Origin of the sequence: Phenylobacterium sp., from assembly GCF_019636135.1 — a bacterium.
In the GTDB taxonomy this organism is placed as follows: domain Bacteria; phylum Pseudomonadota; class Alphaproteobacteria; order Caulobacterales; family Caulobacteraceae; genus Phenylobacterium.
In genome coordinates this window covers 1-23,642 of sequence record NZ_JAHBYD010000001.1, presented here as the reverse complement: position 1 = coordinate 23,642, position 23,642 = coordinate 1, and the positions used below count along the sequence as shown (strand labels likewise).

Below are 23,642 nucleotides of genomic sequence, written 5' to 3'. Positions count from 1 at the left end.
TGATCCCGCCGACCCTTCTGCTTTCATGCCGCCATGAGGACCTATCGGATCGGCGTCGTCGGGCTGGGCCAGCGGATCGCGCACGTGCTGGCGGCCATGGACGAGGTGAGCTGGAACATCGACCTCTCGGCCTATGTCGATCCCGCGCCGGTGGGCGCGCCGATCCTGGAGAAGACCCGCGTCCGCCCCGGCCGGTCGTGCGCCGACGTCGCCGAACTGCTGGCGCGCGGGCCCTACGACCTCCTGATGCTCGGCGCGCCCAACCACCTGCACTACGCCCACCTGATGCAGGCCCTCGACGCCGGGACGCCGATCTTCGCCGAGAAGCCGATCGTCCGCACCGAGCAGGAGACGGACGACCTCGCCCGCCGCCTCGCGCAGCCCGGCGCGCCGCCGCTGTACGTGGGCCTGGTGATGCGCTCGCTGCCCATCGTGCGCGAGGTGCTGAAGCGCGTGGACAGCGGCGAGCTGGGCGAGATCGTCTCCATCGACGCCACCGAGCACCTGCCGCCCGAGCACGGCGGCTACCTGGCCCGCAACTGGCGCCGCCGCCAGGAATGGGGCGGGTCCTACTTCCTCGACAAGGTGGTCCACGATTTCGACATCTTCGGCCGCATCGCCGGCGCCCGGCCGGCGCGCGTGGCGAGCTTCGGCGGGCGGCGGATCTTCACAGCCGAGCGGGCCGACCGCCCGCGCGCCTACGAGGACGGCTCGGCCGCCTATGCGCTGCGCGACGCCGGCTGGGCCGGCGCGAACGACGCCTTCCAGTCCGACATGGACGTCGCCGACCACCAGGTCGCCATGGTCGAGTACGACAACCAGGTGCGGCTCGGCTTCCACGCCAACAGCCACACGGCGCTCAGCGAGCGGCGCTAGTACGTGGCCGGGACCGAGGGGACGCTGATCGCCGACCTGGTGCGCAACAAGCTGATGGTCCGCCACACGCTCCATCGCGGGAAGCCGGAGCGCCTCGATTTCGAGACCCGCACCGCCGACGCCCACAACGGCGCCGACCAGGCGATGGCGCTGGACCTCCTGGCGACGATGGAGGGCCGGGCGCCCTTCCCGGTCACGCCCTACGAGTCGATGGAGGCCGGCCTCACCGTCATGGCCATCGACCGGGCGATGGACGAGCGCACCCTGGTCGACTGCGCCCCCATGTGGGCCCGCTACGACGCGGCCCGTACGGGGGAACAGAAGCCCGCATAAACCCCCCTCCGCTCGTCATCCCCCGGCTTGTCCGGGGGACCCATTGGGCTGTGAGGCGGGCGGGGAACAGCAGCGGCGCCGCCGCGCTCCAACAGGCCACTCACAGCCCAGTGGGTGGCCCGGACGAGCCGGGCCATGACGTTCAGGACGGGTTGGCGAGGACCTTGTCGCCGAGCAGCTCCTGCAGGCGCGGGCTCTTCGGATAGGGCTCGTGGCGGTACTGGCGGAAGCCCTCGGCGAACGCGACGCCGTAGTCGCGGCCCACGCGCCGCGCCCAGGCCTCCATCGAGGCCAGGTGGTCGTCGATGGCGTGGTGCTTCCTCACCCAGTTGGCCTGGCTCACGTGCCGGTCCAGCATCTCGCGGCGAAGCTGGAACGTGGCGCCGACATCGACGGCGAAATCGCGCCCCTGCGGCCGGCCCTCACGGTCGCGGCCGCCCGCGGCGTCGCAGAAATAGAGGTGCGGGATCGCCGCCAGCGGCGGGGCCTCGCCGGCCCTGTAGTTCGCCACCGGGGCGGCGAAGCAGGCGTCGCGGACCAGCACGCTGATCGCCTCGTGGTCCGGGTGGTAGTCGATCGGCGAGGCGGCGATCACCACGTCGGGCGCCATGGCCCGGATCAGCCCGGTCACCCGCCGCCGCGACGGGTCGTCGTTGAAGACGCCGAGGTCCGGAAAGCCCAGGCAGCGATACTCCGCTCCGATCAGCGCGGCGGCCTCCGCCGCCTCGGCCTGGCGGATGCGGCCGGTCTCCTCGGGCGGATATTCCGCCGAACCGCCCTCGCCGGCCGTGGCGGTGACGATGGCGATCTCGTGCCCGGCCCGGCCCAGCAGCGCCAGCGTCCCGGCCGCCAGCCACTCGATGTCGTCCGGGTGCGCATGGATCGCGACGATCTTCGCCATGCCGCTAACGGTCGAACTTGGTGGAGAGCACCAGCGAGGTGTTGGTGCGCTCGACGCCCTTCACCGCCCCGATCTCGTCGATGGCGGCGTCCATCTCGGCCACGCCGGAGGCCTCGACCGTCGCGATCATGTCGAACGGCCCGCTCACCGACTGCAGCCGCCGCACGCCCGACATGCGCTTCAAGGCCGCGTTCACCGCCGCCGCCTGCTTGGGCTCGACGGTCAGCATGACGAAGGCCTGCACCCGGCCCTGCTCGTAGGCGGGCGCGAGCCGCACCGCGTAGCCGGCGATCGTCCCGTTCCGCTCCAGCTTGGCGAGCCGGCTCTGCACCGTGGTCCGCGACAGGCCCAGCGCGCGGGCCAGTTCCGCGACCGGCGCGCGGGCGTTCTCGCGCAGCCGGGCCAGCAGGTGTTCGTCCAGGTCGTCCATCGGCGTTCCGCACAATCTGATCGGCGATACGCCCAGACTAAACCCCCAGATCGACCAAGCGCCAATTGAAAGCGGCGGCGGCGAGCGCGAATCTCGATCCCTCAGCCGCGGGAGCACAGGAAATGCGCAAGGTCGCCGTCGTCGGGGCAGGCAAGATCGGTTCGACCGTGGTCGACCTCCTGGTGGGTTCGGGCAGCTACAGCGTCATCCTCATCGACCAGTCGGCCGAGGCGCTCGGCGAATTCGCCGGCCGCGCGCACGTCGAGACCGCCGCGCTCGCCATCGACAGCCCCGCCCAGACCGAAGGCGCGCTCGCGGGCTGCTTCGCCGCCGTCAACTGCGCCCCCTACCACCTGACCATCGCCGTCGCGCGCGCCGCCAAGGCCGCCGGCGCCCACTACCTCGACCTGACCGAGGACGTGGCCTCCAGCCGCGTGGTCCGCGAACTCTCCGCCGACGCGGCCACCGCCTTCATCCCGCAATGCGGCCTCGCCCCCGGCTTCATCACCATCGCCGCGTGGGACCTGATCAAGCACTTCGACCAGCTCCACGACGTGCGCCTGCGGGTCGGCGCCCTGCCGCGCTATCCGTCGAACGCGCTGAACTACAACCTCACCTGGTCCACCGACGGCGTGATCAACGAGTACTGCGAGCCGTGCGAGGCCATCGTGAACGGCAAGCTGCGCGAGACGCCGGCCATGGAGGAGCGTGAGGAGTTCGCCCTCGACGGCGTCACCTACGAGGCCTTCAACACCTCGGGCGGGCTCGGCACCCTCTGCCACACCCTCGACGGCCAGGTCCGGAACCTGAACTACAAGACCATCCGCTATCCGGGCCACGCGGCGATCATCAAGGCGCTGCTGAACGACCTGAACCTGCGCAACCGCCGCGACGTGCTCAAGGACATCCTGGAGAACTCGGTCCCGGCCACCATGCAGGACGTGGTCATCGTCTTCGTCACCGTCTCGGGGATGAAGAAGGGCCACCTGATGCAGGAGACCTACGTCAACAAGGTCTTCGCCCAGGAGATCGGCGGCGAGGTGAAGAGCGCCATCCAGATCACCACCGCCGGCGCCATCTGCGCGGTGCTCGACATGCTGGCCTCGGGCGACCTGCCGGCGAAGGGCTTCATCCGCCAGGAGGACATCCCGCTGCACGCGTTCCTCGCCAACCGCTTCGGGCGCTACTACGCGGCTGAAGAGGCGCCGGCCTTTCGCGCCGCCGCCGAGTAGCAACCCATCCTTGGAACGTCATGGCCGGGCTTGTCCCGGCCACCCATGAACACCGTCGGCGAGGCTGCGGAACTCCGGCCGCCACGGCGCTCATGGATCCCCGGGACAAGCCCGGGGAGGACGTTCAAATAGAGAGAGTTCGAGCCCCAATCCGGAGCCGCCGATGACCGTCCAGACCCCGATCGCCTCCGCCGCCGCTGAGGCCGGCGAAGTCCTCAATGCGCTCGGCGTCGCCGACGTCCTCTGGACCGGCGGCGCCCGCGCCGTCCGCTCGCCGATCACCGGCGAGACCATGGCCCATGTCCACGACGCCTCGGTCGCCGACGTGACCGCCGCGGTCGAGGCCGCGCACACGGCCTTCCTCGCCTGGCGCAACGTCCCTGCGCCCCGCCGCGGCGAGCTGGTCCGCCTGTTCGGCGAGGAGCTGCGCGCCGCCAAGGCCGACCTGGGCGCCCTCGTCACCCTGGAGGCCGGCAAGGTGACCTCGGAGGCCCTGGGCGAAGTGCAGGAGATGATCGACATCTGCGACTTCGCCGTCGGCGTCTCGCGCCAGCTCTACGGCCTGACGATCGCCACCGAGCGCCCCGACCACCGGATGATGGAGACCTGGCATCCGCTGGGCGTCGTCGGCGTCATCTCGGCGTTCAACTTCCCGGTCGCCGTGTGGTGCTGGAACGCGGCGCTGGCGCTGATCTGCGGCGACACCTGCGTCTGGAAGCCCAGCGAGAAGACCCCGCTGACGGCGCTCGCCGTCCAGGCCCTGTTCGAGCGCGCCGTCGCCAGGTTCGGCGACGCCCCGGCCAGCCTCTCGGCCGTGGTGATCGGCGCCCGCGAGGTCGGCGAGGCCCTGGTCGACCATCCGAAGGTCCCGCTGGTCAGCGCCACCGGCTCCACCGCCATGGGCCGCGCCGTCGGCCCGCGCCTGGCCCGGCGCTTCGCCCGCGCCCTGCTGGAGCTGGGCGGCAACAACGCCGCGATCGTCGCCCCCACCGCCGACCTCGACCTCGCCATCCGCGGCGTCGCCTTCGCGGCCATGGGCACCGCCGGCCAGCGCTGCACGACGCTGCGCCGCCTCTTCGTACACGAGAGCGTCTACGACGCCTTCCTGCCGCGCCTGAAGGCGGCTTACGCCTCCGTGAAGGTCGGCGATCCGCGCGAGGCGGGCGTGCTCGTGGGTCCCCTCATCGACCAGGCCGCGCTCATGGGGATGCAGCGCGCCCTGGAAGACGCCCGCCAGGCGGGCGGCCAGGTCCACGGCGGGGGAGCCGTGGACCTGGCCCAGGGCTGCTACGCGCGCCCCGCGCTCGTGGAGATGCCGGCCCAGGCCGACGTCGTGAAGCGCGAGACCTTCGCGCCGATCCTCTACGTCATGAGGTACCGCGACCTCGACGCGGCCATCGCGCTGCAGAACGACGTGCCGCAGGGCCTGTCGTCGTCGATCTTCACCAACGACATGCGCGAGGCCGAGCTGTTCATCTCGGCGCGCGGTTCGGACTGCGGCATCGCCAACGTCAACATCGGCCCCTCGGGCGCCGAGATCGGCGGCGCGTTCGGCGGCGAGAAGGAGACCGGCGGCGGCCGCGAGTCGGGCTCCGACAGTTGGAAGGCCTACATGCGCCGCGCCACCAACACCCTCAACTACGGCAAGACCCTCCCGCTCGCCCAGGGCGTGACGTTCGACGTCTGAGCGAATCCAAACGCCTGTTTGCACAGGCTCGCCCCGCACGGCACAATCGGGCTTTCAGATCTTCATTTTCGAAAGTCCGGTCCTTTGAGCATTTCCAACCCGGCAGCCGCGGCCAACGCCGGTGGTCCGCTGTCTTCCGTCGAAGCGCTGATCGCGGGCCTGGGCGGCGTGGGCTACATCGCCTCGCGCCGCATCGCCACGGCGCTCTACATGGCGGTGAACCTGCAGAAGCCGATCCTGGTCGAAGGCTCGGCGGGCGTCGGCAAGACCGAGCTGGCGCTCTCCACCGCCACGCTGCTGGGCCTGCCGCTCATCCGCATGCAGTGCTACGAGGGCCTCGACGAGTCCAAGGCGCTGTACGAGTGGAAGTACGGCAAGCAGCTCCTCTACACCCAGATCCTGAAGGACCGCATGGGCGAGGCGCTGGCCGACGCCGCCGACATGGACGAGGCCATGGTCCGCCTGCACGGCATGGGCGACCTCTTCTATTCCGAGCCGTTCCTGGAGCCGCGGCCCCTCATGCGCGCGCTGAAGGAAGACGACGGCTGCGTGCTGCTGATCGACGAGGTCGACAAGTCGGACGAGGCGTTCGAGGCCTTCCTGCTGGAGGTGCTGTCGGCCTACCAGGTCTCGGTGCCGGAGCTCGGCGTGCTGCAGGCCAAGACGCCGCCGCTGGTGTTCCTCACCTCCAACAACGTCCGCGACCTGGGCGACGCGCTCAAGCGCCGCTGCCTGCACCTGCACATCCCGCTGCCCGAGGCGGCGCTGGAGGAGAAGATCGTCGCCTCCCGCGTGCCGGGCGTCGAGGCCAGGCTGACCCGCGAACTGGTGGGCTTCGTGCAGACGCTCCGCACGCTGGACCTCCGCAAGGCGCCCTCCATCTCCGAGACGGTGGACTGGGCTCGCGCGCTGGTCCTGCTGCACGCCGACAGCCTGTCGCCGGAGATGGTGCGCGACACCCTCAACGTCATCCTGAAGTTCGAGCAGGACATCGCCGCCGTCGAGCCCCAGGTGGTCGAACTGCTGCACCGGCGATGAGGGCGCACGCGCTACGGCCTCCTCTCCCCCCGCGAAGCGGAGAGGGAGAGGGCAGGGAGAGGGTGGCGCCGGCCCGTCGGCCGCGCCCGAGGTTCAGCCAGGACCCCGGGCTGCCGCGCGCCCTCGTTTCGCCGCCGCAAACGCCGAAAGGCAGAGCCGCCCTCTCCCTGCCCTCTCCCTCTCCGGCTGCGCCGGGGGGAGAGGAGGTCTAGATGCAGCACACGCTCGAGCAGTTCTTCCGCGCGCTGCGGGCCGCCGACGTCCGGGTCTCGCCGGCCGAGGCGATCGACGCCTCGCGCGCGGTGACCGTCACGGGCTACGCGGACCGCACGCTCTTCAAGGACGCGCTCTGCTCGACGCTCGCCAAGTCGGCCGACGAGGTGGGCCGGTTCGACGCCGTCTTCGACACCTTCTTCGCCCGCGACGCCGTCTCGATGCCGCCGCCCTCGGCCTCGCCGCAGGGCGAGCCCAGCGACGCCGACATGGCCGCCACCGAGTCGAGCCCGCTCGCCCAGGCGGTGCTCAGCGGCGACAACGCCCGGATCCAGCAGGCCATGGAGGAGGCGGCGGGGCGGGCCGGCGTCGCCGACATCCGCCTCACTACCCAGCGCTCGCGCCTCACGCGCCGCCTGCTGGAGGAGATGGGGCTGGAGGAGATCGAGCGGATCATCGCCAACGCGCGCCGCTTCCCCGAGCAGCAGGGCCTCGCCGACCGCCTCGACCAGGCCCGCCGCGACCTGTTCACGGAGGCGCAGGCGTACGTCGCCCGCCAGCACGACCTCTACGCCGCGGCCTCCGCCCAGGCGCTCCGGGAAGAGCGCCTCGCCCGCAAGCAGCTCAACGCCGACGGCGGCGTCGACCCGGTCGACTACCAGCTCATGGCCGCGCTGGTGAAGAAGATGGCCAAGCGCCTGGCCGCCAAGTACTCGCGCCGCCGCCACATCGCCCACAAGGGCCACCTCGACGTCCGGAAGACGCTGCGCCGCAGCCTCGCCTACGGCGGCGTGCCCTTCGACATCCAGTTCAAGGTCAAGAAGGTCGACAAGCCGTCGATCGTGGCGATCTGCGATGTGAGCAAGTCGGTCGCGGCCGCCGCCCAGTTCCTGCTGACCTTCCTCTACTCGCTGAACGAGGTGGTCGACCGGATGGAGGCCTTCGCCTTCTCGGGCCGGATGATCAGCGTGAACGACATCCTGGACGACCACGGCGTCGAGCAGGCGATCTTCAAGGTGCTGCAGGAGATCGGCTTCCAGCAGACCGACTACGGCCGCTCGCTGCAGGACTTCTCGGAACAGCACCTCGACAAGCTCGACCGCCGCACGACGGTGATCATCCTGGGCGACGGCCGCTCGAACTTCGCCGACCCGCGGCTGGACCTCATGCGCGAGATCCACGACCGCAGCCGCGCCGTGATCTGGCTGAACCCCGAACCCGAGAGCTACTGGGGCCAGGGCGACAGCGTCATGAACCGCTACGCCCGCTTCTGCCACGTGGCCAAGCAGTGCGGCACCATCGAGCAACTGGAGCGCATCATCGAGGACGTGCTGAGGAGCTACGTCCCGCACTGACGTCCCGACTCATACCGCTCATCCCGGCGAATGCCGGGATGAGCGGAAGCTGTTGAATTCTCCTAGCTTCCCAGCACCCTCCGGGCGGCGTCGGCGTCGCGCATGACCTGGTCGGTCATGATCTCGAGGCTGTCGAACTTCTCCTCCGGCCGCAGGAAGGCCACGAGGTCGGTTTCGATCACGCGGTCGTAGATGTCCTCGTCGAAGTCGAAGAGCCAGACCTCCAGCAGCGGCCGGGTGACGCCATGCACCGTCGGGTTCACGCCGATGTTGGCGACGCCCGCGAACTCCCGCCCGTCCGACAGCCGGGTGCGGGTGGCGTAGACCCCGAACCGCGGGGCGACGTAGTCGGCCAGGTCGACATTGGCGGTCGGGAAGCCCAGCTTGCGGCCGAGCTGCCGCCCGCGCTGCACCGGCCCCTCGATGGCGAACGGGCGGCCCAGGATCTCGGCGGCCGCCTCGGGCCTGCCGTCGCGCAGCGCCTGGCGCACGGCGGTCGAAGAATACTTGTCGCCCTCCCCATCGCCCACCGGCTCGGCCACCGAGACGCCGAAGCCCAGTTCGGCGCCGTACTGGCGCATGGTGTCGGGCGTGCCGGTGCGGCCCTTGCCGAACGAGTTGTCGAAGCCCACCGCCACGTGGCGCGCGCCCAGGCCCTCGTGCAGCACGCGGGTCGCGAACGCGCGGTCGGTCATGCCGGCCAGCTCGGCGTCGAGCGGCAGGACGTAGAGGATGTCGACGTCCAGCTTCTCCAGCGCGCGCGCCTGCTGGTCGGTCTTCATCAGCCGGAACGCCGGCTCGTCGGGGCGGAAGTAGACGCGCGGATGCGGGTCGAAGGTGATGACGCCCAGCGGGGTGCCCAGCTCGTTCGCGGCGCGCCCGGCCAGCTCGATCACCTGCTGGTGGCCCCTGTGGACGCCGTCGAAGCTGCCCATGGCGACGGCCGCCCCCCGATCGTCGGGGGACAGGTCGTTCCAGCCGCGGATCACCCGGATGCGCTTCATGCGCCCCCGATTGTCACGCCGGGCGGCGGGGCGCAATCACCAGAGCTTCGCCGTCGATCACGGTCTTGCCGCTCACCTCGCAGGCGGTGTCGAGCGTGACGTGCGCCCGGCCCTCGTCCAGCGTCCGGATCGTCACCCGCACGACCACCAGGTCGCCGATCCTCACCGGCCGGCGGAACCGCAGCGATTGCGAGAGGTAGATGGCGCCCGCGCCCGGCAGCTTGTTGGCGATCAGGCCCGAGATGAACGACGCCGAGAGCATGCCGTGGGCGATGCGTTCCCCGAAGGTCGTGGTGCTGGCGTAGGCCTCGTCCAGGTGCAGCGGATTGTGGTCGCCCGAGACGTCCGCGAACGCCTGGATGTCCGCCAGGCCGACCACGCGGCTGGTCTCCGCGGTCTGGCCGACCGTCAACTCGTCGAAATAGAATCCCTGCACGGCTCCCCCAAGCTCTGCGTGGCGCGCCTTGCCGCGAGCCCGTTGCCGTCGATCTTACAGCGTACGCCGTTCACCACGCCACATCGGCGATCACCCAGTTCGCCTGCAGGCCTTCCTGCCGCAGGAGGTCGCCGACGACGGCCCGGTTCAGCCCCTCCGGCCCCACGGTCTCGCCGCCATGTATCCCATTGGCGACAAAGAGAATATCCAGCCCGCGGGCGTTGGCGCCGCGCACGTCCGTGGGCAGCCCGTCGCCCACGCAGAGCACGCGCGCCGTGTCGATCGGTCGCGACAGCCCGGCTTCGGCGGCCTTCAGCGCCATCCGGTAGATCGGCGCATAGGGCTTGCCCGCCATGACTGCGCGGCCGCCCAGGCTCTCGTAGAGCTGCGCCAGCGCCCCGCCGCAGTAGATCAGCCTGTCGCCCCGCTGCACCACGATGTCCGGATTGGCGCAGATCAGGTCCAGCCCGCGCGCCACACAGGCCTCGAACCGCTCGCGATAGTCGGCCGGCTCGTCGGTCTCGTCGTCGTAGGGGCCGGTCACGCAGATGAAGTCGGCGTCGTCGGGGCCGCCCGCGGCCAGCCCCAGGCCCTCGTACAGCACCTCGTCGCGGTCGGGCCCGATCTTCCAGACCTTGCCGCCTCGCTCGGCCAGCAGCCCGCGCGTGGCGTCGCCCGAGGTGATCAGCTTCGTCCACGCCGCGCGCGGCACGCCGAGCGAATCGAGCTGCTCGACGATCGGCGGATGCGGCCGCGGCGCGTTGGAGATCAGGATCACCGGCCCCACCTCGGCCCGGAACCGCGCCAGGGCCGCGCAGGCGGCGGGGAAGCTCTCGCGCCCGTTGTGGATCACGCCCCAGACGTCGCACAGCAGGACGTCGTAGCGGGACGCGAGCTCGCGGAGCCCGGAAATCGGCGTGGGGGAGGTCATGGCGCCGCGGCGGTTATCACACTCCTCTCCCCCCGCGAAGCGGAGAGGGAGAGGAGGCTCAGGCCGCGCGGCGGGCGATGCGCTCGATGTTGCTGCGCTGGGCGCTGGGCGCCGGCGCGGGGGCCGCGACCGGGGTGGCCGGCGGAGCCGCCTGCGCCGCGGGGGCCTCGGTGAGGACCGATTCCTTGATCGCGCGGGGCGCGCCGAACAGGTGGCCCTGGGCCAACTGGACGTCGAGGTCGAGGAGGTCGACCACCTGCCGCTCGTTCTCGACCTTCTCGGCCACCAGGTCGACGCCGTAGCGGCGGAGCAGCAGCGCGAAGTCCTCGGCCGCCAGGTCGGGCATCGAGCGCAGGACCAGGCGGTCCTCCACCTCGGTCAGCTCGTCCAGCAGCGCCTGGGCGCCGACCTTCAGGAACTTCACGTCCGACCGGCCGAGGTCGGCCAGGTCGATGTCGAGGTTCACGACCTTGTCGACCGAGAAGCGGAAGCCGAGGTCGGCCAGGCGGGCCATGTTGCGGGCCTGCACGCCGTTGCGGGTCTCGAACGCCTGCTGGCCGATCTCGAAGACCAGCGCGGGCGCGAGGTCGCGGTTGGCGCGCAGCAGGTCGAGGAACTGCGGGAAGAACCCCTCGTCGCCCAGGCTCGCCATGGAGATGTTGCAGAAGATGCCGACGCGGCGGTCCTGCCGCGCGAGGCGCCGCACGATCTGCACGCAGCGGAACAGCAGCAGGTTGTCGATGGCGGTGACCAGGCCCGCGGGCTCGGCGACGCTCAGGTATTCCGCCGGCAGGATCACGCGGCCGGTCGCGTCGCGCAGGCGCGAATAGCTCTCGTAGAAGACGGTCTTGCGCTGCGGGATCGCCATGACCGGCTGCAGGTAGAGGTCGACGCGGTTCTGGGTCAGCGCGTCCTTCACCACCTCCAGCAGGCCCGCCGGCCGCGGCGCGGCGGCGGCCGCCGCCTCACGCACGTCATGACCGCGGGCCGCCAGGTAGGGCTGCTCTTCGAACCGCTGGCCCAGCCGGCCCACCAGTTCCTCCAGCATGTGGACCTCGCTGGAAAGCTCGGCGCCGCGGGTCAGGTCGGCCTCGACCGCGCGGGCCACGTCGGTCACGCGGCCGTCGATGCGCACCACCTGGTCCAGCAGGATCTTGTGGGCGTCGCGGACGGCTTCGACCTCGCCGCGGATCTCGCGCATCTCCAGGAAGCGCATGACCATGCCGTGCGAGGCCAGGCAGAGCCCGAAGGCGCCCAGGAACGCCGAGATGGCCGCGCCGCCGCCCAGGCCGTTGCGCCACAGCGTGAGCGCCACGATCAGCGACAGGCACAGGTAGGTCGCGCAGAGAAGCGTAAGCGTAAGCCGCCGCATGGAACCCCGTCCGAATCACCCGGAGTATCCGCTGCGGACTCCGGCTCAGTCGAATTCATTAACCATGTGGCGGGTTCGGGTTTGGTTAACGCCGAATCGGGCCGGCGGCGCGCCGTGCGTCACGCCGCCGGCGCGGGGTGATCCGCCATCAGGCGGTCGAGGTGCCGGCGGATGTGGGCGGCCTGGGCGGCGGTGCCGGCCAGGGCGATGGCGCGGTCGAAGGCGGCCCGGGCCTCGGCGTGGCGGCCGAGTTCGAGGTTGAGCGCGCCGCGCAGGCCGTGGAAGTGGAAGTAGCCCGAGAGCCGGCCCTCCAGCGGCGCGATCATCTCTAGCGCCGCCTCCGCCCCGCGGACCTTCGAGACCGCGACGGCGCGGTTCAGCGTCACCACCGGCGACGGCGTCAGGCGCTCCAGGCCGGCGTAGAGGGCGTCGATCTGCGCCCAGTCGGTGTCGGCGGGCGTGGCGGCGCGGGCATGCAGCGCGGCGATCGCGGCCTGCACCTGGTAGGCGCCGGGGCGGCGGTGGCGCATCGCCTTGTCGATCAGCGCCAGGCCCTCGGTGACGAGCTTGCGGTCCCAGAGCCCGCGGTCCTGGTCGTCCAGCAGCACGACCTGGCCATCGGCGTCGAACCGCGCGGGCGTGCGGGAATGCTGGATCAGCATCAGCGCCAGCAGGCCCATGATCTCGGGCTCGGCCTGGAACAGCCGCAGCAGGAGGCGCGTCAGCCGGATCGCCTCGCCGCAGAGCTGCGCCCGCTCGGGGTTGTCGCCGGCCGAATAGCCCTCGTTGAAGACGAGGTAGAGCATGGCCGCCACCGCCGCCAGCCGCTCCGACCGCTCGACCGCGCCCGGCGTCTCGAAGGCGACCTCGCCGGCCGCCACCTCGCGCTTGGCCCGCGTGATCCGCTGTTCCATCGCCGCCTCGGAGACCAGGAAGGCGCGGGCGATCTGCTTCACCGTGAGGCCCGAGACGATCCTGAGCGCCAGCGCGATCTGCCGGGTCGCCGGCAGGTCCGGGTGGCAGCAGATGAACAGCAACCTGAGCACGTCGTCGCGGTAGTCGCCGGCGTCCACCTGGTCGGCCGCGCGCGCCTCCTGGTCGGAGAGGTCGCTCAGCACCTCCTCGGACGGCAGCCCGGTGTTGCGCGAGCGCTTGCGCACGCCGTCCAGCGCGGCGTTGCGGCCCACCATGATCAGCCAGGCGGCCGGGTCGCGCGGCGGGCCGTTCGCCGGCCAGGTCTTCAGCGCCCGCAGGCAGGCGTCCTGGAACGCCTCCTCGGCGGTGTCGAGGTCACGGAAATAGCGCAGCAGCGCGCCCACCGCCTGGGGCCGCGCGGCGGTGATCGCCGCGTCGATCCAGGCGATGTCGGCGCTCATACGGCTTCGACGCGCAGGGGCGCGCCGGCGTTGAACAGGGCGAGCGGCCGGATCTCGTACGCGCCGCCCGGGTTGGCCTCGGCCAGTTCCTTGGCCACCGCGACCGCCTCGTCGAGGTCGGCGACGTCGACGATGTAGAAGCCCAGCAACTGCTCCTTCGTCTCGGCGAAGGGGCCGTCGATCACCAGCGGCGGGTCGCTCTTGCGCAGCGTGGTGGCCGCGGTGGTGGGCAGGAGGCGCAGCGACGGCCCGAGCTTGCCCTCCCGCTCCAGTTTGCCGCGCACGACGGCCAGCCGGGCCATGACCTCGTCGTCCTGCGCCTTGTCCCAGGCCCAGACGGCGGCCTCGTCGTTGTAGCAGAGCAGGGCGTAGAGCATGGCGCAGGCCTTCCCGTTCAGTCGCAGGACGAACGAGGATAGGTCGGGCCGACAAGCAGCGCCGCAATTTCCCTCCCTTAATGGGGAGGGACAGGCCGCGAAGCGGCCAGGGTGGGGCAGTGCAGTGCGAAATCTGAGAGGCAGGGGTTAGTCCAGGCTTCCCCACCCTGACCGCGCTTCGCGCGGTCTGTCCCTCCCCATTAAGGGAGGGAAATCAGCGCGTCGGGACCGGCTTGTCGCCGCGGTAGTCGTAGAAGCCGCGGCCCGACTTGCGGCCCAGCCAGCCGGCCTCGACGTACTTCACCAGCAGCGGGCACGGGCGGTACTTCGAGTCCGCAAGGCCCTCGTAGAGCACGTTCATGATCGACAGCAGGTGTCGAGGCCGATGAAGTCGCCGAGCTCCAGCGGGCCCATCGGGTGGTTGGCGCCGAGCCGCAGCGCCGTGTCGATGGCGTCGACGGTGCCCACCCCTTCGTACAGCGTGTAGATCGCCTCGTTGATCATCGGCACCAGCACGCGGTTGACGATGAAGGCCGGGAAGTCCTCGGCGTTCGAGGTGGTCTTGCCCAGCGACTGGGCGAAGCTGACGGCGGTCTCGTAGGTGTCGGCGTCGGTGGCGATGCCGCGGATGATCTCGACCAGCTTCATGACCGGCGCGGGGTTCATGAAGTGCAGGCCGATGAACTTGCCCGGCCGGTCGGTGGCCGAGGCCAGCCGCGTGATCGAGATCGACGAGGTGTTCGAGGCCAGCAGGGTGTCCGCGCCCAGGTGCGGCTGCAGCGCCTTGAAGATGGTCTTCTTGGTCTCTTCGTTCTCGGTGGCCGCCTCGATCGCGAGGTCCGCGCCGCCGATGGTCTGCAGTTCCGCCGCCGGCTTGATGCGGGCGACCGCCGCTTCCATCGCCGTATGTTCGATGAGGCCGCGGGCGACCTGGCGGGTCATGTTCTTCTCGATCAGCGCGATGCCCTGGTCGATCCGCTCCTGGCTCACGTCGTGAAGCAGGACGTCATAGCCGCCGAGCGCCACGACGTGGGCGATGCCGGTGCCCATCTGGCCGGCGCCGATGATGCCGACCTTCTTGATGCCAACCATAGACGAGGCCTTCGATGCCCGAGCGCCAGCCGCGCCCTTCTGAAAGAGGCGACTTTCTAACACGTGTATGGCGCAGCGCGGCAAGAGCTTTGCTGCGTCGCAAAATCGATGCTCCGGCAGGCGTGTCTTTCCGGTCGCCGCCGAGGATGTGGCGCCGAGCCGCCGCCGCGGGTCGCAACGCTCTCCCGCGATCATGGGTCCCGCGAACAAGTCGCGGGATGACGTGCGTCGGGAAGGAAAAAGGGCGGACCTTGCGGCCCGCCCTTCGATCCGTCGTCGATGCGGCCGGGGCCGTGATCAGCCCAGGGCGCTCATCAGCTCGGGAACCGCGGCCTTGTAGTCCGCCACGAGGCCGAAGTCGGCGACCTGGAAGATCGGCGCGTCGGGGTCCTTGTTGATCGCCACGATCACCTTGGAGTCCTTCATGCCGGCCAGGTGCTGGATGGCGCCCGAGATGCCGATGGCGACATAGAGCTCAGGCGCCACCACCTTGCCGGTCTGGCCCACCTGGTAGTCGTTCGGCGCGTAGCCGGCGTCCACCGCGGCGCGGCTGGCGCCCACGGCCGCGCCCAGCTTGTCGGCGAGCGGCTCGATGACCTTCTGGAACTCTTCGGCCGAGCCCATGGCGCGGCCGCCCGAGACCACGATCTTGGCGGCGCCCAGCTCGGGGCGGGCCGACTTGACGATCTTCTGGTCGACGAACTTCGTCTTCGCCGGCGCGGCCGGGGCCGCGACGCTCTCGACCTTGGCCGAGCCGCCTTCCGCGGCCGCCTTGAAGGCGGTCGGGCGCACCGTCAGCACCTTCTTGGCGTCGGAGGACTGCACGGTCTCCATGGCGTTGCCGGCGTAGATCGGGTGGGTGAAGGTGTCGGCGGAGACGACCTCGGTCACGTCCGAGATCTGCGCCACGTCCAGCTTCGCCGCCACGCGCGGGCTGAAGTTCTTACCCTGCGAGGTGGCCGGCGTCAGGATGGCGTCGTAGCCGGGGGCCAGGCCCACGATCAGGTCGGCCACCGCCTCGGCCAGGCCCTGGCCCAGCTCGGCGCTCTCCGCCGTCAGCACCTTGCGCACGCCGGCGATCTTGGCGGCTTCCGCCGCTACGGCCGCCACATTGGTCCCGGCCACCAGGATGTCGACGTCGCCGCCGATGCCCTGAGCGGCGGTCACCACCTTGTGCGTGTTGTCCTTGAGGGTCGCGTTGTCGTGGTCCGCGATGACGAGAACGGCCATTTAGAGGACCCCCGCAGTCTTGAGATTCGAGACGAGATCGCCGGCAGTCTCCACCTTGATCCCGGCCGAGCGCTTGGCCGGCTCGGTGACCTTGACGACCTTCAGGCGCGGCGCGGTGTCGACGCCGAGCGAGCCCAGCTCCTTCACGTCCAGCGGCTTCTTCTTGGCCTTCATGATGTTGGGCAACGACGCGTAGCGCGGCTCGTTGAGGCGCAGGTCGGCGGTCACCACCGCCGGCAGCGTCACGTCGATGGTCTGCAGGCCGCCGTCGACTTCGCGGGTCACGGTGGCCTTGCCGCCGCCGATCGTCACTTCCGAGGCGAAGGTCGCCTGCGGCCAGTCCAGCAGCGCCGAGAGCATCTGGCCGACCGCGTTGTTGTCGCCGTCGATCGCCTGCTTGCCCATCAGGACCAGCTCAGGCGCCTCCTCGGCGATCACCGCCTTCAGCACCTTGGCCACCGCCAGCGGCTCCAGGTCCTGATCGGTCTGCACCAGGATGGCGCGGTCGGCGCCCATGGCCAGCGCCGTGCGCAGGGTCTCCTGCGCCTGCGTCGGGCCCACCGACACGGCGACGACCTCGGTGGCCGCGCCCTTCTCCTTGAGACGGACGGCCTCTTCGACCGCGATCTCGCAGAACGGGTTCATGGACATCTTGACGTTTGCGAGGTCGACGCCCGTCTGGTCGGCCTTCACGCGGGCCTTGACGTTGTAGTCGATCACCCGCTTGACCGGGACCAACACCTTCATGGGTTGCTAGCGCCTCAAATTGTTCGCGGAAATGCAATAAGCGGGTGGCTGATACCCGTTCCGGCGCGCATTGCAAGTGCAGCCGCCGCGCTTCGATGGCGTCCCACAAACCTAGCCAGACCCGCCTCTCCTTACGTAAAAGCGCCGCATGAACCCGAATATCGAGCGCCTGAAGCTGATCTTCTTCGGCCTTTTCATCGCCGCGGCCATCGGCGTGGGCGTCTGGCAGGTGTGGTGGGTGCAGCCCGCCATGCACTGCGAGAAGGAGCTCAAGAAGTGGTGGGACCCGGTCGAGCGAATCTGCGCCACCCCGGTCCTGACCAGCGACATCACCGGCCGCTTGATCACCGACGAGAAGGCCCTGGCCGAAGCCAAGAAGGCCATCGGCCGCGACCAGCCGGCGGCGAAGAAGTAGCCTTCCCTCCCTTAATGGGGAGGGACAAACCGCGCGCAGCGCGGTCAGGGTGGGGCAGTCTGACCCAGGCTCCGCGCCCGCCGGCTAGCGTCCTCATGCACCCGCGGCGTCGCCTCCAAGTGAGCGATCACCCGGTCCACGACGCCACCGGGATCTCCGCGCACCTCGCTGGTCCAGAACCGCAGGACCGTGAAACCTTGCCGCCGCAGGATCGCGTCACGCATGGCGTCGTGCGCGCCCTGAACGTCTTCGCCATGCTGGCTCCCGTCGACCTCGACGACCAGCCGCCGCGAGTAGCAGACGAAGTCGAGGAAGAAGCCCTTGAACGGCGCTTGGCGGCGGAAGCGGAAGCCCCGCTCGCGCAACAGCTTGAGCCGGCTCCACAGCATCACCTCCGGCTCGCTCATGTTGCTGCGAAACTCGCGGGCACGGGTGATCTCGGAGCGCATGGGTCACAATGTTCATGATATGTTCCGATATGCAAGTGGGGATTGGGAATCGCGTGGCGCCGAGTTTGGGTCAGGCTGCCCCACCCTGACCGCTACGCGGTCTGTCCCTTCCCATTAAGGGAGGGAACGCGTCTTGCCGCTCTGCCAGAAGACCTCGGCTTCGCCGCGGTTGTTGGCCCATCTCGCGGCGACGAACAGGAAGTCCGACAGGCGGTTCAGGTAGCGCATGGCCGGGCCGCTCACCGGCTCGCCGGCCTCCACCAGCCGCACGGCCTCGCGCTCGGCGCGGCGGCACACCGTCCGCGCCAGGTGCAGGGCCGCGGCCGCCGGCGTCCCGCCCGGCAGCACGAACGACTGCAGCGCCGGCAGGCGGTCGTTCAGCGCGTCGATGGCGCCCTCCAGCCAGGTCACCTGAGCGTCCGTCACCCGCAGCACGGAGCCCTCGGCCTCCCCGTCCCTGGGCGGCGTCGACAGGTCCGCGCCCAGGTCGAAGAGCTCGTTCTGGATGCGCGCCAGCATGGCGTCGAGCTCGGCGTCGACGCCTTCGCCCGTCCGCGCCAGCCCCACGCAGGCGTTGGTCTCGTCGACCGCGCCGTAGGCCTCGACCCGCAGGTCGGCCTTGCTCACCGGCGCGCCGGTGGAGAGCCGCGTGGTCCCGGCGTCGCCGGTGCGCGTGTAGATGCGGTTGAGCGTGACCATCAGCTCTGGCTGCGCCACCAGACCGCCAGGCACAGCACCGCCACCGCGATCGCCTGGGTCAGCACCCGCAGGCGCATCAGCTTGTTGGAATACGACCGCCCGAAGTCGCCGCCGCGGAACAGCGCATAGATGCCCGCCGCAAGCACGATCGCGACCGCCGCCAGCGCCGCGTAGATGAGGTAGTCGAACACGTCCATGCGCCCAACTTAGGCCTCAGACGGGGACTAGGCCAACGCCAAGCCCATGTTCATTTGAAACTTGACTTTAGCGCCCATGATCATGTTCAACGAGCGCTGCTCAGGCCCCGCAGGCTGGATCGGAGATGACTGAGTCTTCCTTGTGGAATAAGGATTTGCGGACCGCGGTCCTCGCTCCGGACAGGTCGTCGCCTGGCGGATTGCAAGCCTGCAACCTAGTTCGAGTAACGAGTTAGTTGAACATGTTCACCGCCGGTGATAGGCTACGCCGACGCCGGTTTCTCCCTCAAACCAAGCCCTTCGCCGGAACCCCCCTCCGGTGAACAACAAGAGACGAATGAAGCACATCTCCCCCAACTCGGTCGCCGCCGATGCTCCGGCCCGCGCCCCCACCCGTCGCGCCCTCGCCAAGCAGCAGACCCGCCTGAAGGTCCTGGCCGCCGCGCGCCGCCTCTTCTCCGAACAAGGCTACGAAGGCGCCACCATCCGGGACATCGCCTCGGCCGCCGGGATGTCGACCGGCGCGGTCTTCGCCAACTTCACGGACAAGTCGGATCTCTTCCGCGAGATCATGGTCGACGACATCGAGGCGCTGATCGCGTCGATGCGCGAAGCCGCCGAGCGCGGCCGCAACGTCGAGGACGGCCTGCTGAAGATGTTCATGGCGGGCTACACCTTCTACAAGACCCGCCTCCAGCTTGCCCGCGCGGCCTTCTCGGTGTCGTGGGACAAGGACGGCGGCCCCACGCTGCGCGGGCTGCCCAACAACCTGATCATGCAGGATCTCTTCACCGAGACCCTGGCGAACGCCGTCACCCGCGGCGAGTTGTCGCAGGAAGCCGAAGTGAAGCTCCGCTCGCAGATGCTGTTCGACACCTACCTGTCGAACTTCCCGCAGGCGATCTTCGAGGGCTGGAGCCTGGACGCGCTGCAGGCGCGCTCGCGCGACCAGATCCGCATCCTGCTGGCGGGCGCCCGTCGCGGCTGAGGCCGCGACCGAATCCCGGATGAAGGCTGACGTCGGACCCACGCCCCCTCCTTCTCCTGAAAAGGGGGTTCCGCCCGCGCGGCAGTCGCAGAAGGAAGCGACGCGCCAGCGGGTCATCACCGCGGCGCGGGAGCTGTTCGACACCCACGGCTACGAAGGCACGACGATCCGCGAGATCGCCCGTCATGCCGGCGTCGCCGTGGGATCGGTCTTCACGACCTTCGCCTCCAAGGGCGAGATCCTCTCCGAGGTGATGGCCGCCCGGCTCGACCCGCTCTACGCGGAGATCGACCGGGTGATGCCCCACGTGCGCGGCTCCACGGCCGATCGCCTCAGGACCATGTTCGCCGTCCACTTCGAGTTCGAGGCCCGGCACGTGCGGCTGTTCCTCAGCCACATCGCCGCCGCCTACGACTGGACGCTGGCGCCCGGCGCCCGGCCCTACGGCCGCAACCAGCGCCTGCAGCAGATCATCCGCGAGACGCTCCTGCGCGGCCAGGCCGAGGGCGACGTCCGCCACGACATCGACCTGCAGGAGGTGATCGACCTCCTGTGCAGCGCCTATGCCTGGACGTACCGCCTCGTCATCACCAACGACACCGACGCCAAGGGCATGATCGCCGTCATGGACCGCCAGATCGGCCTCATCGCCGACGGCTTCGCCCCCCGGGACTGACCCCACGCGTTGTCATCCCGGTTTGGGCGGAGCCCAAGACCGGGACCCAACCGACTGGTGCTCCGCGCCAAGGAGTACGGCCCAACGTTCAGGGCCGCCCACTAAACTCAGAGCACCGGAAGGTTGGGTCCCGGTCTTCGCTTCGCGAAACCGGGATGACAATCGGGTTTGCTCAGTTCGCGCCTTCCAGCAGCCTGCGCGCGATGACCTGCGCCTGGATCTCGCCGGCGCCTTCGAAGATGTTGAGGATGCGCGCGTCGGCCAGGACGCGGCTGATCGGGCTCTCCAGCGCAAAGCCGTTGCCGCCGTGGACCTGCACGGCGTTGTCCGCCGCCGCCCAGGCGACCCGCGCCGCCACCAGCTTCGCCATCCCGGCTTCGAGATCGCAGCGGCGGCCCTCGTCCTTCGACCGCGCCGCGAACCAGGTCAGCCGCCGCGCGCCCGCCAGCTCGGCCGCCATCATCGCCAGCTTGTTGGCCACCCGCGGGAAGTGGGCGATCGGCTCGCCGAACTGCTTGCGGGTCAGCGCGTAGTCCAGCGCCAGGTCCAGCGCGCTCTGCCCCACGCCGATGGCGCGCGCGGCGGTCTGGATTCGGGCGCTCTCGAACGTCGCCATGAGCTGCACGAAGCCCTGGCCCTCCTGGCCGCCCAGCAGGTTCTCGTGCGGAACCTCGAAGCCGTCGAAGCCGATCTCGTACTCCTTCATGCCGCGATAGCCGATCACGCCGATCTCGCCGCCGCTCATGCCGGGCGCGGGGAAGGGGTTGTCGGCCGTCCCGCGCGGCTTCTCGGCCAGCAGCATGGAGAGCCCGCGGTGGTCCTTCTTCGAGGGATCCGTCCGCACCAGCAGCGTCATCAGGTCGGCGCGCGCCGCATGCGTGATCCAGGTCTTGGCGCCGTAGACCTTCCAGCCGTTGGCCCAGCGCAGGCCCCGCGTCTTCAGCGACCCCAGGTCGGAGCCGGTGTCGGGCTCGGTGAACACCGCCGTCGGGATGATCGCGCCCGAGACGATGCCCGGCAGGTACTTCTGCTTCTGGTCCTCCGTGCCGTGCGCCAGCAGGAGCTCGGTGGCGATCTCCGAGCGCGTCGCCAGCGACCCCGCGCCGATCCAGCCCCGCGACAACGCCTCGGTCACCACGCACATGGCCACCTTGCCCAGGCCGGAGCCGCCCCATGCCTCGGGCGCGGTCAGGCCGAACACGCCGAGGTCGCCCAGCTCCTGCAGCAGCTCGATCGGGATCAGTTCGTCGTTCAGGTGCCAGCGGTGGGCGTGGGGGGTGATCCTGTCCTGCGTGAACTCGTGGAACTGGTGGCGCGCCAGCACCAGGGTCTCGTCCAGCCCGCTCGCCTCCAGCGAGGGCTGGCCCTGCGCGCGGGCCAGCAGCTCGACGATCCGCGTCTTGCACTTCTGCGACGCCGCCGGCCGGAAGCGGCCCAGCACGTGCGTCAGCCGCTCGGCCGGCGCGAACACGTCCGACGGACGGAACACCTCGCCCTGGCTCATCGGGATGCCGCCGGCGAGCTGGCTCAGGTATTCGTGCGCCAGGAGCTGCGCCGGCAGCGCCTCGGCCTCCGTGAACAGCGGCCCCAGGTCCCGCGCCCAGGCCGCCACCTGGCGCAGCGTCTCCGCGTAGGAAGCCGCCCAGGCCAGCCCGTGCGCCACGTGCTGCTCGGCGTCGAGCAGCTTGCGGTCGAGGGCGTCGCCCTTGCACACCCGGCTCCGCACCGAGCCGGTGATCGAGGCCACCATGGCGGCGGCCTCGTCGGCGGCCTCTTCGAGCAGGCCCGGGAGCTTCGGGATAACGAGAGTCATGCGCACACTATGGCAGGGTTGCGGGGCATCGGGCGAGGCGGCTTTGCCGTGCCCTGTAAAGGACGTCGCCGGCGCCGACATCGACCTGTCGTACGCGCGGTGGTCCGCGAGCCTTCGCGGAAGCGGAAGCTCAGTCACCTGGAACCGCGGAATACGCGGAATTTCGCGGAAGGAGTTCCGGAGCCGCTTTCCGCGTCATTCCGCGCATTCCGCGGTTTGACCGAATCGGAAGGCGCCGCTTCGCGGCCTTCGCGGCGCTACTCGAACGGCGGGAAGTCGTCGTCGAGCATGCCGTCCAGGAAATCGAGGACGGTGGCCTTCAGGGCCGCATGCGGGATGGCCGAGAAGTGGTCGCAGCCCGGCAGGGTGACGCCGCGCCCGTGGGGGAACACCCGCGCCAGCGCCTCGGGATCGCCCGCCAGGTCGTCGCCCGCGCCCGCCACCACCAGCACCGGCATGTCGAGCCGGCCCAGCGCCGCGCGGTCGAGGGCAGGGCTCTGCGCCTGCGAGAACGCCGCGAGCGCCTGCCGGTCCTCGCCCTGCTCGTCGGCGAACTGGCGGAAGCTCCTCAGGAACTCGGTCCTGATGCTGGCCGGGTCCTCGGCGTTCATGGCGGTGACGATGCTCTCGCCGTGCGCGTTGGCCTGCGGCGGGTCGAACAGCTTGCCGCCCACGCCGCCCAGCATCAGGTTGTTCACCCGGTCGGGCGCGTCGAGCGCCATCTGCATGGCCGTGCGCGTGCCCATCGAATAGCCGAACACCTCCGGCGCGCGGACGCCGAGGTGGTCCAGCAGCGCGAGCGCATCGGCCGCCAGCGTCTCGCGCCCGTAGTCGGCGGGGTCGTGGAACCTGGCGCTCTCGCCGTGCCCGCGCTGGTCCATGGCGATGACGCGGAACCCGCGCCGCCCCAGGCCCTGGTACCAGCCGGTCCGCTTCCAGCCCTCGTTGCGGTTCGACGCGAAGCCGTGGAGCAGCAGGATCGTGCGCTCGGCGGGCCCCGGCGGGGCGATGTCGTCGTAGGCGATCTCGGCGCCGTTCAGGATCGTGGTGGGCATGGGGCGCGACGTTAAGGCGCGGGCGCCTCGCCTGTCCACTCCCAGTGCCACGGCTCGAACGGGTAGTTCACGAAGCCGAACCGCCCGGCGTTGGCCAGCAGCCAGCGGTAGGCCGCCGTCCGCGTCATGAAGAGCCGGTTCGCGTCGGCCGTCGAATCCGCGCTGAAGCCGGGCGCCGCGCCGACGAACAGGTCCGCCGCCAGCCCCGTGCGGTGCGCCGAGCAGCGGGCGCGCACGATCCCGTTGCAATTGCCCTCGGCCGCGCAGCGCGCCGCGTCCGCCGACGGGCTGCGATAGCCCGAGAAGATGGTCAGGTTGCGCGGGTCGGCGGCGATCTCGGGGACCTCGGCCCGCGCCGCCGCGACCATCGCGCGATAGGCCTCCAGCGCCCGCGGCCGCATCCACACCGGCTTGCCGCCCAGCCCCTCTTCCGGCCGCGCCGCGGTGATCAGGTCGGGGGTCTCCGGGCAGGCGCCGTCGGCCACGAACCGCACGAACTCGCGCCGCGTCTGCACCGCGCCCTTCATCGCCAGGAACGAGGGTTCGCTCAGCATCCCGTCGGCCGGCTGCCCGTTCGCGCCCTGCCAGGCGGCGAGCGCCGCGGCGAACGCCTCGGTCTCCGGCCCGCAGGCGGCGCCGATCTCGTGCTGGATCAGCGGGACGTAGATCTCCCATCCCGTCTCCGCCCGCCCGAACGGCGCCCAGGCCAGCGTCGCCAGC

The 23,642-nt window shown here is 70.4% G+C and carries 25 protein-coding genes and 1 pseudogene; 9 read left to right on the top strand and 17 right to left on the bottom strand.

Annotated elements, in window-relative coordinates:
- The first annotated feature begins 33 nt into the window (after positions 1-33).
- Complete coding sequence (locus tag KF737_RS00130) at positions 34-876, top strand: Gfo/Idh/MocA family oxidoreductase (RefSeq protein WP_296448841.1); 843 nt, start codon at positions 34-36, stop codon at positions 874-876.
- A gap of 3 nt (positions 877-879) precedes the next feature.
- A complete protein-coding gene (locus tag KF737_RS00125; protein WP_296448839.1) occupies positions 880-1,209 on the top strand; it encodes a hypothetical protein in 330 nt (109 codons plus the stop codon).
- A gap of 142 nt (positions 1,210-1,351) precedes the next feature.
- On the opposite strand, the gene KF737_RS00120 is transcribed toward KF737_RS00125, so the two are convergent.
- Positions 1,352-2,110, bottom strand: a complete 759-nt coding sequence (locus KF737_RS00120; RefSeq protein ID WP_296448836.1) for a PIG-L deacetylase family protein — start codon at positions 2,108-2,110, stop codon at positions 1,352-1,354.
- A gap of 4 nt (positions 2,111-2,114) precedes the next feature.
- Positions 2,115-2,540 carry an Lrp/AsnC family transcriptional regulator gene (locus KF737_RS00115; RefSeq protein WP_296448832.1) on the bottom strand — a complete coding sequence of 142 codons (426 nt, stop codon included), beginning with the start codon at positions 2,538-2,540 and terminating at the stop codon, positions 2,115-2,117.
- A 122-nt stretch (positions 2,541-2,662) separates the two neighbouring features.
- Here KF737_RS00115 and KF737_RS00110 point away from each other — a divergent pair, with 122 nt between their 5' ends.
- The 4 genes from KF737_RS00110 (at position 2,663) to KF737_RS00095 (ending at position 8,065) form a co-directional block, all read left to right on the top strand.
- Entirely contained in the window at positions 2,663-3,772 is a 1,110-nt protein-coding gene (locus tag KF737_RS00110) for a saccharopine dehydrogenase C-terminal domain-containing protein (protein ID WP_296448829.1), read from the top strand.
- A 163-nt stretch (positions 3,773-3,935) separates the two neighbouring features.
- Positions 3,936-5,459, top strand: coding sequence for an aldehyde dehydrogenase family protein (locus tag KF737_RS00105; RefSeq protein ID WP_296448826.1), 1,524 nt, complete (start codon positions 3,936-3,938; stop codon positions 5,457-5,459).
- A gap of 84 nt (positions 5,460-5,543) precedes the next feature.
- Complete coding sequence (locus tag KF737_RS00100; RefSeq protein WP_296448824.1) at positions 5,544-6,497, top strand: MoxR family ATPase; 954 nt, start codon at positions 5,544-5,546, stop codon at positions 6,495-6,497.
- A 212-nt stretch (positions 6,498-6,709) separates the two neighbouring features.
- Complete coding sequence (locus tag KF737_RS00095; protein ID WP_296448821.1) at positions 6,710-8,065, top strand: VWA domain-containing protein; 1,356 nt, start codon at positions 6,710-6,712, stop codon at positions 8,063-8,065.
- 62 nt (positions 8,066-8,127) lie between these two features.
- Here the strand turns inward: KF737_RS00095 and KF737_RS00090 are convergent, their stop codons facing one another.
- The 9 genes and pseudogenes from KF737_RS00090 to KF737_RS00050 all read right to left on the bottom strand — a co-directional run bounded on the left by KF737_RS00090 (position 8,128) and on the right by KF737_RS00050 (position 16,630).
- Entirely contained in the window at positions 8,128-9,069 is a 942-nt protein-coding gene (locus KF737_RS00090; RefSeq protein WP_296448820.1) for a bifunctional riboflavin kinase/FAD synthetase, read from the bottom strand.
- A 13-nt stretch (positions 9,070-9,082) separates the two neighbouring features.
- Entirely contained in the window at positions 9,083-9,505 is a 423-nt protein-coding gene (locus KF737_RS00085) for a MaoC family dehydratase (RefSeq protein WP_296448817.1), read from the bottom strand.
- A gap of 70 nt (positions 9,506-9,575) precedes the next feature.
- Positions 9,576-10,436, bottom strand: a complete 861-nt coding sequence (locus tag KF737_RS00080; RefSeq protein WP_296448814.1) for a TIGR01459 family HAD-type hydrolase — start codon at positions 10,434-10,436, stop codon at positions 9,576-9,578.
- 58 nt (positions 10,437-10,494) lie between these two features.
- A complete protein-coding gene (locus tag KF737_RS00075) occupies positions 10,495-11,808 on the bottom strand; it encodes an EAL domain-containing protein (RefSeq protein WP_296448809.1) in 1,314 nt (437 codons plus the stop codon).
- A 119-nt stretch (positions 11,809-11,927) separates the two neighbouring features.
- Positions 11,928-13,184 carry an RNA polymerase sigma factor gene (locus KF737_RS00070; protein WP_296448806.1) on the bottom strand — a complete coding sequence of 419 codons (1,257 nt, stop codon included), beginning with the start codon at positions 13,182-13,184 and terminating at the stop codon, positions 11,928-11,930.
- On the bottom strand, positions 13,181-13,561 hold the full coding sequence (locus tag KF737_RS00065; RefSeq protein WP_296448803.1) for a YciI family protein: 381 nt from the start codon (positions 13,559-13,561) through the stop codon (positions 13,181-13,183). Before KF737_RS00065 ends, KF737_RS00070 begins: the two co-directional genes overlap by 4 nt.
- Before the next feature lie 214 nt (positions 13,562-13,775).
- Positions 13,776-14,653, bottom strand: a pseudogene (locus KF737_RS00060) (3-hydroxybutyryl-CoA dehydrogenase).
- A gap of 297 nt (positions 14,654-14,950) precedes the next feature.
- A complete protein-coding gene (locus KF737_RS00055; RefSeq protein WP_296448799.1) occupies positions 14,951-15,883 on the bottom strand; it encodes an electron transfer flavoprotein subunit alpha/FixB family protein in 933 nt (310 codons plus the stop codon).
- Positions 15,884-16,630 (bottom strand): electron transfer flavoprotein subunit beta/FixA family protein, encoded by a 747-nt coding sequence (locus KF737_RS00050; protein ID WP_296448796.1) that lies wholly within the window; start codon positions 16,628-16,630, stop codon positions 15,884-15,886.
- Positions 16,631-16,778: 148 nt separating this feature from the next.
- On the opposite strand from KF737_RS00050, the gene KF737_RS00045 reads away from it, so the two are divergent.
- Positions 16,779-17,045: a hypothetical protein gene (locus tag KF737_RS00045; RefSeq protein ID WP_296448793.1), complete on the top strand. Its 267-nt coding sequence runs from the start codon at positions 16,779-16,781 to the stop codon at positions 17,043-17,045.
- Between the two features lie 44 nt (positions 17,046-17,089).
- Here KF737_RS00045 and KF737_RS00040 read toward each other — a convergent pair whose 3' ends face one another.
- From KF737_RS00040 to KF737_RS00030, 3 genes are all read right to left on the bottom strand, one after another.
- A complete protein-coding gene (locus tag KF737_RS00040) occupies positions 17,090-17,494 on the bottom strand; it encodes an endonuclease domain-containing protein (RefSeq protein ID WP_296448790.1) in 405 nt (134 codons plus the stop codon).
- 114 nt (positions 17,495-17,608) lie between these two features.
- Complete coding sequence (locus tag KF737_RS00035) at positions 17,609-18,193, bottom strand: cob(I)yrinic acid a,c-diamide adenosyltransferase (protein WP_296448788.1); 585 nt, start codon at positions 18,191-18,193, stop codon at positions 17,609-17,611.
- A complete protein-coding gene (locus tag KF737_RS00030; protein ID WP_296448785.1) occupies positions 18,193-18,390 on the bottom strand; it encodes a twin transmembrane helix small protein in 198 nt (65 codons plus the stop codon). The genes KF737_RS00035 and KF737_RS00030 overlap by 1 nt, the downstream gene beginning before the upstream one ends.
- A 337-nt stretch (positions 18,391-18,727) precedes the next feature.
- Here KF737_RS00030 and KF737_RS00025 point away from each other — a divergent pair, with 337 nt between their 5' ends.
- Both KF737_RS00025 and KF737_RS00020 read left to right on the top strand, forming a co-directional pair.
- Positions 18,728-19,378 (top strand): TetR/AcrR family transcriptional regulator, encoded by a 651-nt coding sequence (locus KF737_RS00025; RefSeq protein WP_296448782.1) that lies wholly within the window; start codon positions 18,728-18,730, stop codon positions 19,376-19,378.
- 19 nt (positions 19,379-19,397) lie between these two features.
- Positions 19,398-20,054 carry a TetR/AcrR family transcriptional regulator gene (locus tag KF737_RS00020; RefSeq protein ID WP_296448777.1) on the top strand — a complete coding sequence of 219 codons (657 nt, stop codon included), beginning with the start codon at positions 19,398-19,400 and terminating at the stop codon, positions 20,052-20,054.
- A 172-nt stretch (positions 20,055-20,226) separates the two neighbouring features.
- Here the strand turns inward: KF737_RS00020 and KF737_RS00015 are convergent, their stop codons facing one another.
- From KF737_RS00015 to KF737_RS00005, 3 genes are all read right to left on the bottom strand, one after another.
- On the bottom strand, positions 20,227-21,867 hold the full coding sequence (locus KF737_RS00015) for an acyl-CoA dehydrogenase family protein (RefSeq protein WP_296448774.1): 1,641 nt from the start codon (positions 21,865-21,867) through the stop codon (positions 20,227-20,229).
- A 257-nt stretch (positions 21,868-22,124) separates the two neighbouring features.
- Positions 22,125-22,922, bottom strand: coding sequence for an alpha/beta fold hydrolase (locus tag KF737_RS00010; protein ID WP_296448771.1), 798 nt, complete (start codon positions 22,920-22,922; stop codon positions 22,125-22,127).
- Positions 22,923-22,933: 11 nt separating this feature from the next.
- Positions 22,934-23,642: D-alanyl-D-alanine carboxypeptidase family protein (locus KF737_RS00005; RefSeq protein ID WP_296448768.1), on the bottom strand; the 709-nt coding region annotated here is incomplete at its 5' end.